Origin of the sequence: Flavihumibacter sp. ZG627 (assembly GCF_000814325.1) — a bacterium.
Lineage (GTDB): Bacteria > Bacteroidota > Bacteroidia > Chitinophagales > Chitinophagaceae > Flavihumibacter.
In genome coordinates, this window is sequence record NZ_JPHF01000016.1 from 1 (window position 1) to 13,232 (window position 13,232).

A 13,232-nucleotide genomic window follows, 5' to 3' on the forward strand; every position below is an offset into this window, starting at 1 on the left:
GAGTTGCTGCCAGCACTTTTTATTACAGGCGTTCTTATCAGCGCAAAGGCGCCAAGCCATCCACTTGCAGTGTTAATGTGGATGGAGAGATCTTTGAAAATAGAGTTGTTGTACAACAGATAGAATCCATTTTTTTGAATAATGAGTTTTGTTGTTACGGCTATCGAAACGTTACCTGCGAACTGAAAGAACAGGGCTGGATCATCAATCACAAGAAGGTTTACAGACTTATGAAGGAACATAAACTTCTTTATGGAGAAAAGGTACGAGTGGAACCATTCAAGCGAAACTTCATCCGATTCAGGACCCTTAAACCTGATTATCCATTGCAGTATTTATCCATGGACATCAAGTACGTTCATGTGCATGGATCAGGCAGAAACGCCTTGTTATTGACGGTGATCGATATCTATACACGTAAAGTTCTTATCCATACCCTGCGGTTCTCTATCAAAAAGGGTGATGTTCTGGTGATGTTATCCTTGATGCTGTTGGAATATAAAACCCAGGGAATGACCGTTAGAAATGATAATGGTTCACAGTTTATCGCAGCTGCTGTAAGGCATTACCTTAAGGACAAAGGCATATTACAGGAGTTCTCCCATGTTGCCACACCACAGGATAATGCCTACATTGAAGCATTACACTCCAATATCCAGCGAGAAGTCGTGGATCGATTTGAGTTTGATTCCATTTATCATGCACAAATGGTTTTTGACAGATATTATAAATGGTACAATGAAAAAAGAAAGCATGGATCCCTGGGAAGAAAACCGCCGGATCGTATATGGAAAGAATATTTTAATCCGTTTCCCTAGAATTACTAAAAACTACTAAACTATCTTTGAAAAACTGTCCAACTTATAGGGGGTCGATACATTAATATGGACTTTTTCATTTTTAATTCGCTCTTTAAAGATTGATTTAATTTTATTGATTGATTGAAACTTGTCAATTTTGCCAGTTCTTAATTCACCGCAATTAATGATATCGGCAAGAAATAAGCTGTCGTTTTCTATTTTATAAATTGCCTGATAACCTCTCCAACAAGAAAAAGAGGATCCAGTCCTGAAACTTAATCCAAATAATTTATTTGACTCGCTTGAGTCTAGTCTTTGTAAAAAACGTTCAAGTATAAGATTGTACGTTGCAATAGTATCTTTACCATAGATCAGATAATCTGGTAGTTGAGGACTTGCGAATAGGCCTGTTGCCCAAACTGTCGATAGAAATATGACTATCCATTTAATGGACTTCAACATAATCAAATTTACTCTGTGCCTGCATGTCATTGCTGCCTTATTACTCTCCCCAAATATGATTAATCCTTAATTCTGTGCCAGCTGAATTTATTAATGCGAAACCATTTTCAAATGTTTCGCGATTATTTCCGGGCTCAACTGCCAGCCAGGTAGTTTTAAATACATACACTTTATTGGATCCAGAATCGATATTTGGTATAATTTCTTGCTTTAATAGCTCAAGTGAATAATCTTCATTTATTAGCGCAGAAATCCTTTTGAGAGTAACTGTATTTGCTGAAATCGTAATGGTGTCAACTAATTTCCAGTCATTCTTTTTTGCAAACTCAATTAATTCCCTGGCAGTAAAAGTATTCTTGGTAGCGCTTTGCCAGTATATTTCTCTCCGGCCACCCCAAAGCCCCTGATTGCTATTTTTAGTCAGAATCATGTCCTTGTGATAAGTTGTCCAGAAACCAGCAGGGGTTACTCTTGTGCATGAACTAGTAAAGCCTGTCAAGGATAAAATAGCAATGAACTGGATTATTCTTGGTTTCATAATTTATACTCAATGATAATTGTAGCTATGCTCCATGATTGTTCACCGGGTTCGATTGGCGACAAGTTTCACTCCATTGAAAAGTCAAAATAATACTTTGTTGGATTATTTGAATCTATGAATAAGTCAATCCCCTTTTGGCTTTCAATGTAGCGCTTAATATCATAAGCATCCATTGTAGTTGCCTCGCTGATAAATTTGTACATCTTGCCATTATATTCTTTCATAAAAAGAATATATGTCTGGACCACTTCTTCTGTTTTGTAGTTTCGATTGCTGTTATTCAATCCCTCAATCAATTCTATGCTTGACGGTAAACCTTCCTTTACGATTTCCTGCAAATAGCTTCTGCTCTTTATCTCTGCATTATCGAGTGTTACCCTGATTTTATCACCTGTTTCTTTGAGTAGGGCAATCTCAGCCAAACGGGAATTATTTAATATGTTTTGCTGATTGGATCTTTCCCTCAATTTATACTTCGCAAAGAAGTAAGCACCTCCAATCATCAAAAAGAAGCTCAAAACAAACCAAAGCTCTTTAAAAGGAATAGAGGTTCCATGATAGCTCAAAAAGAAAATAAAACCAAGAATTCCCACTCCCAAAAAAACATATCCTAAAAGTCTGTTTATATTATTGCATAGCTGATGTCCCGCTGGGCCGGCAGCCTGATTATTTATCATTAGATAAATGTTTTTATTTCCAACTTAAACTGAAACCGTGACAAGCCTGGAGGATTTATTTCCTTGCGTGAATATGTCACTACGGCCAAGCTAATGTAAGAAAGTGCAATTAGTAAATGTTTTATGTAACCTCGAAATTAGGACGGCTCTAATTGGGTTGTTTCCAACGTGAATGCCTTGATGAATGCGGCCGCCAGTTACTTTTTGTTCATTTGAGTGTTGACAGCCCAGTTTTACCAATAATGTTATGCGTGCTATATTTTAATTTACTCATCTGCAATAAATAAATTGTATAATTCTCAAGTTTTGCCAAGTTAAGAATTCGACTCCATCGAAAAATTATATAAAAAGTTGTAGAGCCTAATATTATCATTGGTAAAGCCTTTCCTATTGGTACTAATAAGAATGAAAACATAATCCAAATGGAAAGTACAGTTACCATAAACCAAATGGAATATTTAGGTAACAAATTGCTTGCTATTTTATAAGTTATTATTGAATTGGCACTTACTCCATTGTCAATAATTTCAATACTTATTGTGCCATTTGGAGCAAATGGATCAAAATTGTGTCTCTTGAATTCTATTGTTGCATGTCCGCTAACAAATGACTTTTTTATAAGCTTCTCAAATCTGTCAATTATGTCCTTTGATTTGCCTTCTACCAAATAGGATTTACACGAGGACTGATTTACCATTAAAAAATGATTTTTCATCGAGAAGGATGCTGAATTATTTTGTAATTGCACATAACGGAAAAGGTGTTGCTGCCAGTAGGTGCATTTGAAAAACTGCAGCTTTACTTTGTTTTGTTGCTAAATAAAGATAATGAGTTGAGAGTATATTCGTCAGCACCTATTGAAGCAACACTATGTTATAGGCTGTTGCAGTGCTGCTCGATCTATCTCCATTCCGGGTCTCTCAGTATAAGTATGAGAATAGCCAAAATGATATGCGATAACAAAATACCTCCAAGAACGAAGTTTTGACTTTTAGTCCCTTTGGCTTTGTCAATTAGAACACCATAGATAACAAATTGAAATATTCCAGCTATCATCAGTGGCGCCGACAAATGATCTTGCCAGGCAGTATTGAGTGTCGCCCAGGGAAAAAGTACCATTGCAGGTGTGTACCATCCATACCCACCGCCCATGAGAAAAATGCAAATGAGTACCAGAATGGGTGTTAGAATGCTAAACCGTATTGTCCACTTGAAATGTGTAGCCATGTATCAAAGGATGGTCTGAGCTTTTGCTCGTCTGGTTAGTAATGGTTGTTTAATAGCCTATAACGTTTGTATTTATGAAATATAGGTAATCCAGAAATTCTAAAACTACAAATTTCCCTACGCGTAATTACATTACCGGAAGGTGCAAACCTAACAATTCATGGATTCACATATCAGAATTACTCAGGAAGAAAATAAAACCAAGAAGTCCTATGCCTAAAAAACATATGCTAAAAGTCTGTTCATTTTATTGGCGATTAATAACAATCACTAATCTATTTTATTAATAATATTCAGCATGGTATTTAATTGCTCTTTTCGCATGGGAATATAATTTACGTCCCAACGCTTAATTAATATTGGCAATAACTGCCTCTTAATAGCTATTACAACCAGGGATTTAAGTTTTTGATCCAATTCTCCTTCCAATACAAATTGAGCAAAACCAGTTGCTATAATCGCATTATCAATCCCAACAAGAAAGCTGATACCCATGCTTTGTGAGGATAATATTATTATTTCCCGGAACTGATTATCATCCATTGACTGCATTGAGGTATCTACAGCATTCTTCATGGCCTCTTTCATAGTTTCCATTTGCTGCCGGATTTCCGTCTCAGATTTCAAAGCAGGAGCACTCAAATACAAACTTATTTTTGCAGTATCCAGTTCATCCAACTCAAACTTAGGATAACCCCACCGATCAATCAGCTGGTCAAGATAAACCGTAGGAGAAATATTCTTATTGTAAACCCGCCATAATCTAAATCCATATGCAGCGTCGCTTCCATCATCATTACCGAAGGGAGCGGTTTCCTCTAAAGCACTCCATAAAAATTCTTCATTCATCAACGCTTTGGCCTTAACATGGGCATCCTTATACGAAAATCTAAAGGTATCTGGCATATCCGGAAAACTAGTTTGCTGAAAAATATTCTGATTAAAGGAATTTGCATTATCTGCGGAATTTCTGCATCCAAGGGATACAAGAATCACAAATATGCAATTGAAAATACTAAGTCTCATACTCTGGTAAGTATAACATTTATTATTGCAGGCCGGCCCATTTGATTTACCGTATCCTTTAATTTAATCGATTAATTGAGCATAAACTTGACATTAATATTTGACGCTACTTTTATTTTCTCAAACTCTATTTTTGGCAATTCTGCTCCCGCATTTTTTTTAATACCATATGCCACTACAACAACTTCATCAAGTCGGCCCCGTAGTTGATTAGAATTACTATATACTTCATTGTCTGCGATATGAATAGCAGGGCCAACTGTTTGCTTTAAAGGTTCTGTCAATGCTATGGCTCTGGTCCTAGCGTTTTCAACGGCCTTTGAGCGTAATAAATTTCTGATGCTCTCTAAATCCGAATGGTCTACCCTTTCTATAGAAGTATTGGAAATGCCAAGATTTTCGAGCTCAATGAATACCTTACTGGCAGTAACAGCATCACTTACTCTTAAAATGTACTGTTTGGATTTCATCACATCCTTACTCCTTAATAAATAAAACTTAAAGTTGCTGGACATGTCGCTTGTCGTTAAGTTCTTTTCCACATCAATACCAAGTGATTTTAAAGCATTATACATTTTCAATTCCTGGTCTTCTACTGAAATTCTATCCCTGGTCTCTTTTTCTGTTATGATGATTTTGATGTAAATCTCGTTAGGTGTCAGTAAAGTGTCCGCATTTCCTGCTACTTCTAAATAAGGTTGGTCAAGAAAGTTCTTAGTTTGAGACTGACCCGCAAGGAATGTTAGAATAAATAAGGTTGTTAGTTTAAGTCTTCTCATAAAGTGTAAGGTTTTTAGGATTTAAACAGTGCGATTTGATATAACAATGATGATTATTCCAATAAAGGCTCCTCCGATAATTGAATTAAGTATCCAGTCTGTATCTTCCAGTAGTTGACTATATGAACCTTTGAATCCTCGAAACAACCATCTTATAAATGCACCAGGCAACACAAGAAATGTCTTAACCACTATTTCAAATAACAAATCAGCCATTTAATTTCTTTATTATCCCGATGCATTATTACCACCCACAGCTTCGCCACCTCACCCACATCGTTTAGGCATGAGGGTAAGTGAAAGGGTTAATTTTAACTTTGCGGTGGTAATATATTACCATCCATGTTCTTATGCAATACCACATTCAGGTAATTCTTGGAGACCCTCAAGACGAAACATTGAACTTTAGGGAGCAATCACACATTCAACGGTAGTTTTCACTTATGGGTGGTGGTGATTTCTCCGAAACTTGCATTAATTTGAAGCATGCATCCCACCAACCCGCGCTGGAAGATCATATTGCCACTGGCAATCCTTAAGTTTTTATTGCCATTCATCGGTATCCACGCCGTTTATGAACTGCAACGCGATGAATACCTTTATTACCAGCAGGGCCTCCACCCCGCCTGGGGCTATCTCGAAAACCCACCACTACTATCGTGGATGGCTACCATCTCATCCTGGCTTGGTGGATCGGAATGGAGCATCAAAACATGGCCCGCATTACTGGGCGCTCTCACCCTTATCATGGCATGCATTCTCGCCGCACGATGGGGTGGCAAAGCATGGGCACAGGCTGTTACCGCACTGGTGTTCATCCTCGCTGCCTTCGCCCGCGTTCACCTTCTTTTCCAACCTAATATCATCGATATCTTCGCGTGGACGGCCTGTATCTGGATGCTCGTGCTTTTTCAGCAGACGCGGCAAAAGCGCTACTGGTACGGCTTCGCAGCCGCGGCAGTGGTTGGGTTCTATGGCAAATACACCATCCTGTTTCTCCTCGCTGCCATAGCCATAGGATGGCTCTTCACCAGCCAACGCAAACTGTTTTTATCGCGCCATCTGTATATCGCCCTCGGCATCGCCCTGCTGCTGGCGCTCCCCAATATTTACTGGCAGTACCAACAGAACTGGCCCCTGCTTCACCATATGCAGGAACTGCAGGAAACACAACTGAAATTCCTGAGTCCACTTAACTTCATCGCCGAACAATTTCTTTACCTGCTGCCCTTCCTGCCGATCTGGCTGGCGGGCGTGGCCTGGTTCTTCTTCAACGCCCCCTGGCGATGGATGGGCATCACCTTTATTGCACTGCTTACCCTACTCATGCTCGGTAGCGCAAAAGGATATTATGCACTCGGTATCTACCCATCCCTCATTGCAGCCGGCGCTGCATTCTGGCAAAAACGTTCCGCCACCATCAAATGGCTGCAGCCCGCTATCCTCACCGTGGTGATCTTACTGAGTCTGCCAATGATCCCCTTCCTCCTTCCCTTCGCGCCGCCCGCAACCATGGCCAATATTTTCAAGACCATGCAGTTTGAAAAAACCGGTCTGCTCAGATGGGAAGACCAGAAAGATCATCCCCTCCCGCAGGACTATGCCGATATGATCGGCTGGAAGGCAATTGCCGATAAGGCAGAGAAGGCATTTCATCAACTTCCCGATTCTGTTAAGCAACATACTGTTGTTTACTGCCGGCATTATGGACAGGCAGGGGCTCTGAAATTTTATAGTCGGGATAAGGATTTCCAGGATCGTGTGATCAGTGATAATGGCAGCTTCCTGCTATGGATAAAACCTGAAATGGATTTTCGTCACCTGCTGTTTGTTGGCCGTAACAATCCCGATGCCGACGATGAGGTCTTTAATCATTTCGCAAGCCGGCAGATCCTTGATTCCGTCAACATGCCACTGAGCAGGCAACATGGTGATAAGGTGATCCTCTTCAGGGATGCCGATAGTGTGGCCTCCAGCCTGGCGCGGACGGGCCTTGCAGAAATGAAGCTGCGCTTCCAACGCTAGCTCCCATTTCCCCTATCTTTGTGCAGCCATATGAACACAATCAACAGACCCATACGCGTACTGGTTGCCAAGGTTGGCCTCGATGGTCACGACCGCGGCGCCAAGGTCATCGCATCGGCATTGCGCGATGCAGGCATGGAAGTGATCTATACCGGTCTCCGACAAACACCTGAAATGGTGGTGAACGCCGCCCTCCAGGAAGATGTTGATGCCATCGGGATCAGCATCCTCAGCGGTGCACATATGACCGTTTTTCCCAAACTCCTGCAACTGATGAAGGAAAAAAAGATGGATGATGTTCTCCTCACCGGCGGTGGTATCATTCCAGATGATGATATGAAACAACTGTCTGACATGGGCGTGGGAAAACTTTTCGCTCCGGGTACAACCACCACCGAGATCTCCGGTTATATAAGCCAGTGGGTGAAGACGCACCGGCAGTTCTGATTCATTTCTTCCCAATAAAAATATTCTCACATGTACCAGACCATCCTCACCGAATTAGCTGAAGGCATACTAACGATCACCATTAACCGTCCCGATAAACTCAATGCTCTCAACCGCATCGTTATTGAAGAGCTGGCAGAGGTGATCGGCACCGTGTATGATAACCCTGAAGTGAAGGGAGCCATCCTCACCGGGGCCGGATCAAAGAGTTTTGTAGCCGGCGCCGATATCAGTGAGTTCCTGGAGCTCGACGGCTATGGCGGTATGGAGCTGGCTAAAAAGGGGCAGGATATGGTTTTCAGTCGGATTGAACATTCCAGCAAGCCCATCCTGGCTGCCGTAAACGGATTTGCGCTGGGGGGTGGCTGTGAGCTTGCGATGGCCTGCCACTTCCGCCTTGCTTCTGATAATGCCCGCTTCGGACAGCCCGAAGTGAACCTCGGACTCGTTCCCGGCTATGGCGGTACCCAGCGGCTAACGCAGCTTGTTGGCAAGGGCAAGGCTATGGAACTGATGATGACAGGCGCAATGCTCAACGCTTCTGAAGCGCTTCAACTGGGCCTTGTAAACCATGTGACCACTGCAGAAGAGCTGATGCCCAAAACGCGGACAATCCTGCAAAGCATTATCACCAAGGCTCCCATTGCTATCGCCAAGGTGATTGAGCTCACCAACCTGGCCGCTATCGGCGATCCCAACGGACTCACCAAAGAGATCCATGCCTTCGGCGAACTCTTCAATACCACCGATGCCAAAGAAGGCGCTAAAGCATTCCTGGAAAAAAGACCCGCCGTATTTACGGGCAACTAATGGCTGCGGCTGGCTCATAAACTGATAAAAATCATCTGCTTTCCGGCGCCCCGGAATTACCTTTGCGGCAGATTTCTAAATCAACCTAATATGGAATACAGAATAGAGAAAGACACAATGGGTGAAGTGCAGGTGCCTGTTGATGCCTACTATGGAGCACAAACACAGCGTAGCATTGATAACTTCCGCATCGCGCAGGATATCAACCGGATGCCCAGAGAGATCATCCTTGCTTTTGCCTACCTCAAGAAGGCCGCGGCCCTCACCAACCTCGATGCAGGGATACTGCCACAGGAAAAATCTGATATGATCGGAAAGGTATGTGATGAGATCCTCGAGGGTAAGCTCGATGAATATTTCCCGCTGGTGGTATGGCAAACCGGTTCGGGAACGCAGAGCAATATGAATGTGAATGAGGTGGTTGCCTACCGCGGACATGTACTGCATGGTGGCGCCCTGGCCGATAAGGATAAATTCCTCCATCCAAATGATGATGTAAATAAGTCGCAGTCCTCCAACGATACTTTCCCCACGGCCATGCATATTGCAGCCTATAAAATGCTGGTGGAAACAACTATTCCCGGTATTGAAAAACTGCGTAATACACTTGCCGCCAAGAGTAAGGAATTCATGCAGGTGGTGAAGATCGGGAGAACGCATTTTATGGATGCAACGCCGTTAACGGTGGGACAGGAATTCAGCGGTTATGTATCGCAGTTAGACCACGGTCTGCGCGCAATTAAAAACTGTTTGCCGCACCTTGCTGAGCTTGCCCTCGGCGGAACAGCAGTGGGTACCGGCATCAACACTCCCGATAATTATGATGTTAATGTGGCGAAGCATATTGCGGCATTGACGGGACTCCCCTTCGTGACTGCCGAAAATAAATTCGAAGCCCTCGCGGCGCATGATGCCATCGTGGAAGCGCATGGTGCATTAAAGACTGTTGCGGTGAGCCTGATGAAGATCGCGAATGATATAAGGATGCTGTCAAGCGGTCCACGGTCAGGTATAGGCGAACTTTTTATTCCCGATAATGAACCCGGATCATCCATCATGCCCGGCAAAGTGAACCCTACGCAATGTGAGGCCCTCACTATGATTGCTGCCCAGGTGCTGGGTAATGATGTGTCCATCAATATTGGCGGTGCCAGCGGACATTTTGAATTGAATGTGTTCAAGCCGATGATGATCTATAATTTCCTTCACAGCGCCCGGCTCATTGGCGATGGCTGTGTAAGTTTCAATGATAAATGTGCGATCGGCATTGCGCCGATTGAGGCCAATATCAAAAAGCATGTGGACAATTCGCTGATGCTGGTGACCGCACTTAATCCGAAGATCGGTTATTATAAGGCGGCTGAAATAGCCCAGAAGGCGCATAAGGAAGGCACTACTTTAAAGGAGATGGCCGTGAAACTTGGCTACCTGACAGCCGATGAATTTGACCAGTGGGTAGACCCATCCAAAATGGTCGGAAAGATCAACTAAGTGTAATTCTGTAGTTGATAAACAATAATTTAGAAGGGGAACAATTTGTTCCCCTTCGCTGTCGTTAAGAATCCTGTCAAATATATTTCAGCAGACCTGATCATATTCTCATGTTCTGTTTTGGTCCGTGCCTTATATCGATGTGACGACCAATATCCACTGAAAAACCAAAGGCATTTGGTTAAAAGGAAATGTTGTCTATTAGAAAATATAGGGTTTTAACGCCCCCGCCTTTTCAGGTGGGGGTTTTTATTTACCAGGTGCCGATTCTATAATGAGCATGGCCTCAGCTTTATTCCCCGGACGATCGAAGGCATTCACGACTATCATCGTGCTCTCCTCCATTTTATGATCGTTGGAGATAATATAAGACCATTCCTCATCCCTGACGGTGGGGGTGGCATTTCCTTTTTCGATCTCCACGCCTGTTGGACCAATAATAGTGCAGGTCACTTCCGTAACCTTGATATTGTCGGTTGCCATGATCAGTATTTGCTGGCCGGCGAGGCCGCAGTAATCGCTGGAGTCAATGTATTTAATAACGGGAGAAATCATTTTGTCGGCCTGCGCCAGGAGGTATTCTGTCATGACGCCCTCGCGATAAGGGGTGTAAAATGCTTTGGCCTCAGGGTTTTTTGTTACCTGGCTGCCATACATCTGGGCCAGCTTAAACCTGTGCTGGTTGGCTTCCTCCGCCTCGGTTTTTTTGTGACCCTCCCGGTTGGGGCAGCGGATCATGTACTGCCTGCCGCCATAGTTTTTCAGGTAAACAGAATCACCCAGGTTGCCACTGAACTTGTTCAGTAAGATGTTGCCGCTGTTTTTTGCCATTTTTATTAGGTTTTGGGTTTGAATTTTGGATAAAGGCTTCCGTCGGCCGTGTTGAAATCGTGTTGATCTCTCCATCCGTGGTCCCCATCTGGTCGCCATCTGGTCCTCATCTGGTCCCCATCAGATATGCATATCCATTTGCGGAAATTCAGGTTTAATATACAGATTTATTTGAATATATGGGAATGGCGGGCGGTATTTTCTGAATTATTCCCGAAAACGAGGTTAGGGTAAAAATGCGCGCCTGTTTAACAGACTTGCAGAAAGGCAGGTATTGAGCGAAGAATGGAGAATGAATTCCAACATTGAAAGGCGCCAAGCGCAGCGGGTAGTTGTAAAGCGGTTGAAGCAGAGATAACTACCTTTGAAAAATCTAAATGATACAGGCACTAAAATAAGGGGAGCTTACAGGATCACCGAACTCTCTGAAAAATAAAATCGTCGTCTCTAAACTCATCGACGCATTCCTCTTTCAACAGGAAATGAAGCAAAAACACGCCCAATAAAAAAAATCATTGTTGATGTAGCCGGGTAAGGCACAATTCTAGGTTACAAGTAAGACCACAGCCACTCCACACCGTTGCTGCAGGCACAAGTAGCTTGCTAAATATCCATCGCTTCATTCATAATAGTTTGTACTTTATTTCACTCAAATTTTGGAGGTGTAAACTTATTAATATTTGGAATTGGGTTCGGGAAAAAATCTTCATCGGTTTGCATTCTATATAGTAATGCAGATAATTGATCACTTCTACTATTACCTTTATCAACGCATAATACTTTTGCTGAGCTCCAAGTATTTGACTTACTCAATAACAAACCAAAATCAATACTAAGAAAAACGGAAAATGCAGCATCAGTTACATTTTTATCTCCGATTAATTTTAGAACCTTAAAATCATTTCCATTAATAGTATAATACTTGGTTTGTTCTAAGTCAAAAATAGCTGTATCATTTTTCTCATATATGCCGCTATAAGAATTTCTGGAGGTATCGCAAACTAATATAAACTCATCTTCTTTACTTGTGTAATGAAAAGCAAAAAGTTTACCATTCATAATTTTCCTTTCCAAATGATAATTAACTATATGCACGCTATCTTTCTTGATAATTGAAAATGATACCAGTGTATCATTCTTACTTTCTACTGCTACAGAGTTTTTACTGCCATTACCATTTTCTCTGCATGAAATTAGCAGGGTATATAATAGTAGCGTTAATAAAATATTATGCATGATTAATTTCTAAAGTCATTAACTTTTGATTTAATATAGTCTGCTTCATTATTGACCTTGCCCTGGGCTTTTTGTCGTTCATAGTCAGTTCGCCACATTTGTTTGTTCTCAATGTAAAAATTGGCTCTTTCTTGATACCATGGGGAAGTAGTTGGTTTCATCCAATAATAATGTTGTCCGGAAGGTCGTGCTATTTCACTATTTGTGCTTAACGTTTGTTGATCTATTCTAACATGTTGCGTTTCATGCAAAACAGATTCAGCATTTTCTATCTGTTGAGCTGGAGTATTAGCTTCATCACCTTCTCTTAAGGTGACTTCAAATTTCAAATACTGCTCTGCACTTTTTCCATCTGCAACTTTATCTATTCCTTTATAGGTTTTTCCAGGCTCTATCTCAGAAGAAGAACCATCTTTCCTATTCACAACAAAGGCTTTAGTGTTTCCTTGTGCAGAATTATCTTGGCTTGGTTGACCTACTTTAAATATCACAGTGGTTTTTCCGTATTTGCCTCCTGGACTATACAGTTTGACAAAACTCTTTCCTGCCTTTGAACTAAGCCAAGTATTATACGCTTTTCCCCAATTCTTATCAGTTTTAATGTGAGTATCAATAATTGTATCGCCAAGGAGATCACTAAATCTTATTGGATTATTACTCATTGCAGCGTATGGACTTTCACTTTCATTTGCCTTAGGGTCGATCTGCCACCATCTTCCTATTTGCGGATCCATTGTTCGGAAAAAGGCGTCATATTGATTAATATCTAAATCTGTAGTATGTTCGATGCCATTAAACTTCTTTTTGTTCTCTAATTTCCCGGCTGCCTTACTACTTATGCCCGCCATAGTCAGTCCGAACGGATAATAATGCGTTTCCT

At 41.9% G+C, this 13,232-nt stretch carries 15 protein-coding genes; 5 read left to right on the plus strand and 10 right to left on the minus strand.

Going from position 1 to position 13,232, the window contains the following annotated elements; all coding sequences use genetic code 11:
- Positions 1 to 818: IS3 family transposase (locus HY58_RS18055; RefSeq protein WP_052324282.1), on the plus strand; the 818-nt coding region annotated here is incomplete at its 5' end.
- Positions 819 to 833: 15 nt separating this feature from the next.
- Here the strand turns inward: HY58_RS18055 and HY58_RS18060 are convergent.
- The 7 genes from HY58_RS18060 to HY58_RS18090 form a co-directional block, all read right to left on the minus strand.
- Positions 834 to 1,262, minus strand: a complete 429-nt coding sequence (locus HY58_RS18060) for a hypothetical protein (RefSeq protein ID WP_052324283.1) — start codon at positions 1,260 to 1,262, stop codon at positions 834 to 836.
- A 40-nt stretch (positions 1,263 to 1,302) separates the two neighbouring features.
- Positions 1,303 to 1,800: a hypothetical protein gene (locus HY58_RS18065; RefSeq protein ID WP_039135466.1), complete on the minus strand. Its 498-nt coding sequence runs from the start codon at positions 1,798 to 1,800 to the stop codon at positions 1,303 to 1,305.
- Positions 1,801 to 1,868: 68 nt separating this feature from the next.
- Positions 1,869 to 2,480, minus strand: a complete 612-nt coding sequence (locus tag HY58_RS18070; RefSeq protein WP_039135469.1) for a hypothetical protein — start codon at positions 2,478 to 2,480, stop codon at positions 1,869 to 1,871.
- 208 nt (positions 2,481 to 2,688) lie between these two features.
- The gene (locus tag HY58_RS19650) at positions 2,689 to 3,177 is read right to left on the minus strand and encodes a hypothetical protein (RefSeq protein WP_039135471.1); all 489 of its coding nucleotides are present in this window, start codon (positions 3,175 to 3,177) and stop codon (positions 2,689 to 2,691) included.
- Positions 3,178 to 3,380: 203 nt separating this feature from the next.
- On the minus strand, positions 3,381 to 3,707 hold the full coding sequence (locus HY58_RS18080; protein WP_039135473.1) for a hypothetical protein: 327 nt from the start codon (positions 3,705 to 3,707) through the stop codon (positions 3,381 to 3,383).
- A gap of 270 nt (positions 3,708 to 3,977) precedes the next feature.
- On the minus strand, positions 3,978 to 4,613 hold the full coding sequence (locus tag HY58_RS18085) for a hypothetical protein (protein ID WP_172644684.1): 636 nt from the start codon (positions 4,611 to 4,613) through the stop codon (positions 3,978 to 3,980).
- A 191-nt stretch (positions 4,614 to 4,804) separates the two neighbouring features.
- Entirely contained in the window at positions 4,805 to 5,512 is a 708-nt protein-coding gene (locus tag HY58_RS18090; RefSeq protein WP_039135476.1) for an SIMPL domain-containing protein, read from the minus strand.
- A gap of 486 nt (positions 5,513 to 5,998) precedes the next feature.
- Here HY58_RS18090 and HY58_RS18100 point away from each other — a divergent pair, with 486 nt between their 5' ends.
- The 4 genes from HY58_RS18100 (at position 5,999) to fumC (ending at position 10,285) form a co-directional block, all read left to right on the plus strand.
- On the plus strand, positions 5,999 to 7,537 hold the full coding sequence (locus tag HY58_RS18100) for a glycosyltransferase family 39 protein (protein WP_039135482.1): 1,539 nt from the start codon (positions 5,999 to 6,001) through the stop codon (positions 7,535 to 7,537).
- Positions 7,538 to 7,567: 30 nt separating this feature from the next.
- Positions 7,568 to 7,984 (plus strand): cobalamin B12-binding domain-containing protein, encoded by a 417-nt coding sequence (locus HY58_RS18105; RefSeq protein ID WP_039135484.1) that lies wholly within the window; start codon positions 7,568 to 7,570, stop codon positions 7,982 to 7,984.
- 30 nt (positions 7,985 to 8,014) lie between these two features.
- Positions 8,015 to 8,794, plus strand: a complete 780-nt coding sequence (locus HY58_RS18110; RefSeq protein WP_039135486.1) for an enoyl-CoA hydratase/isomerase family protein — start codon at positions 8,015 to 8,017, stop codon at positions 8,792 to 8,794.
- Between the two features lie 90 nt (positions 8,795 to 8,884).
- A complete protein-coding gene (gene fumC / locus HY58_RS18115; RefSeq protein WP_039135488.1) occupies positions 8,885 to 10,285 on the plus strand; it encodes a class II fumarate hydratase in 1,401 nt (466 codons plus the stop codon).
- A 249-nt stretch (positions 10,286 to 10,534) separates the two neighbouring features.
- Here the strand turns inward: fumC and HY58_RS18120 are convergent, their stop codons facing one another.
- From HY58_RS18120 to HY58_RS18130, 3 genes are all read right to left on the minus strand, one after another.
- Positions 10,535 to 11,116, minus strand: a complete 582-nt coding sequence (locus HY58_RS18120) for a hypothetical protein (protein WP_039135490.1) — start codon at positions 11,114 to 11,116, stop codon at positions 10,535 to 10,537.
- A 645-nt stretch (positions 11,117 to 11,761) separates the two neighbouring features.
- Positions 11,762 to 12,352 (minus strand): hypothetical protein, encoded by a 591-nt coding sequence (locus HY58_RS18125; RefSeq protein ID WP_039135493.1) that lies wholly within the window; start codon positions 12,350 to 12,352, stop codon positions 11,762 to 11,764.
- A gap of 2 nt (positions 12,353 to 12,354) precedes the next feature.
- On the minus strand, positions 12,355 to 13,232 hold an 878-nt coding region (locus HY58_RS18130; RefSeq protein ID WP_216593834.1), incomplete at its 5' end, for an RHS repeat domain-containing protein.

Coding starts and splice junctions, on each gene's coding strand:
- HY58_RS18120 (WP_039135490.1), bottom strand. CDS start 11,116: ATGGCAAAAAACAGCGGCAACATCTTACTGAACAAGTTCAGTGGCAAC.
- HY58_RS18090 (WP_039135476.1), bottom strand. CDS start 5,512: ATGAGAAGACTTAAACTAACAACCTTATTTATTCTAACATTCCTTGCG.
- fumC (WP_039135488.1), top strand. CDS start 8,885: ATGGAATACAGAATAGAGAAAGACACAATGGGTGAAGTGCAGGTGCCT.
- HY58_RS18125 (WP_039135493.1), bottom strand. CDS start 12,352: ATGCATAATATTTTATTAACGCTACTATTATATACCCTGCTAATTTCA.
- HY58_RS18085 (WP_172644684.1), bottom strand. CDS start 4,613: ATGCCAGATACCTTTAGATTTTCGTATAAGGATGCCCATGTTAAGGCC.
- HY58_RS18065 (WP_039135466.1), bottom strand. CDS start 1,800: ATGAAACCAAGAATAATCCAGTTCATTGCTATTTTATCCTTGACAGGC.
- HY58_RS18080 (WP_039135473.1), bottom strand. CDS start 3,707: ATGGCTACACATTTCAAGTGGACAATACGGTTTAGCATTCTAACACCC.
- HY58_RS18060 (WP_052324283.1), bottom strand. CDS start 1,262: ATGTTGAAGTCCATTAAATGGATAGTCATATTTCTATCGACAGTTTGG.
- HY58_RS18110 (WP_039135486.1), top strand. CDS start 8,015: ATGTACCAGACCATCCTCACCGAATTAGCTGAAGGCATACTAACGATC.
- HY58_RS18105 (WP_039135484.1), top strand. CDS start 7,568: ATGAACACAATCAACAGACCCATACGCGTACTGGTTGCCAAGGTTGGC.
- HY58_RS18070 (WP_039135469.1), bottom strand. CDS start 2,480: ATGATAAATAATCAGGCTGCCGGCCCAGCGGGACATCAGCTATGCAAT.
- HY58_RS18100 (WP_039135482.1), top strand. CDS start 5,999: ATGCATCCCACCAACCCGCGCTGGAAGATCATATTGCCACTGGCAATC.
- HY58_RS19650 (WP_039135471.1), bottom strand. CDS start 3,177: ATGGTAAATCAGTCCTCGTGTAAATCCTATTTGGTAGAAGGCAAATCA.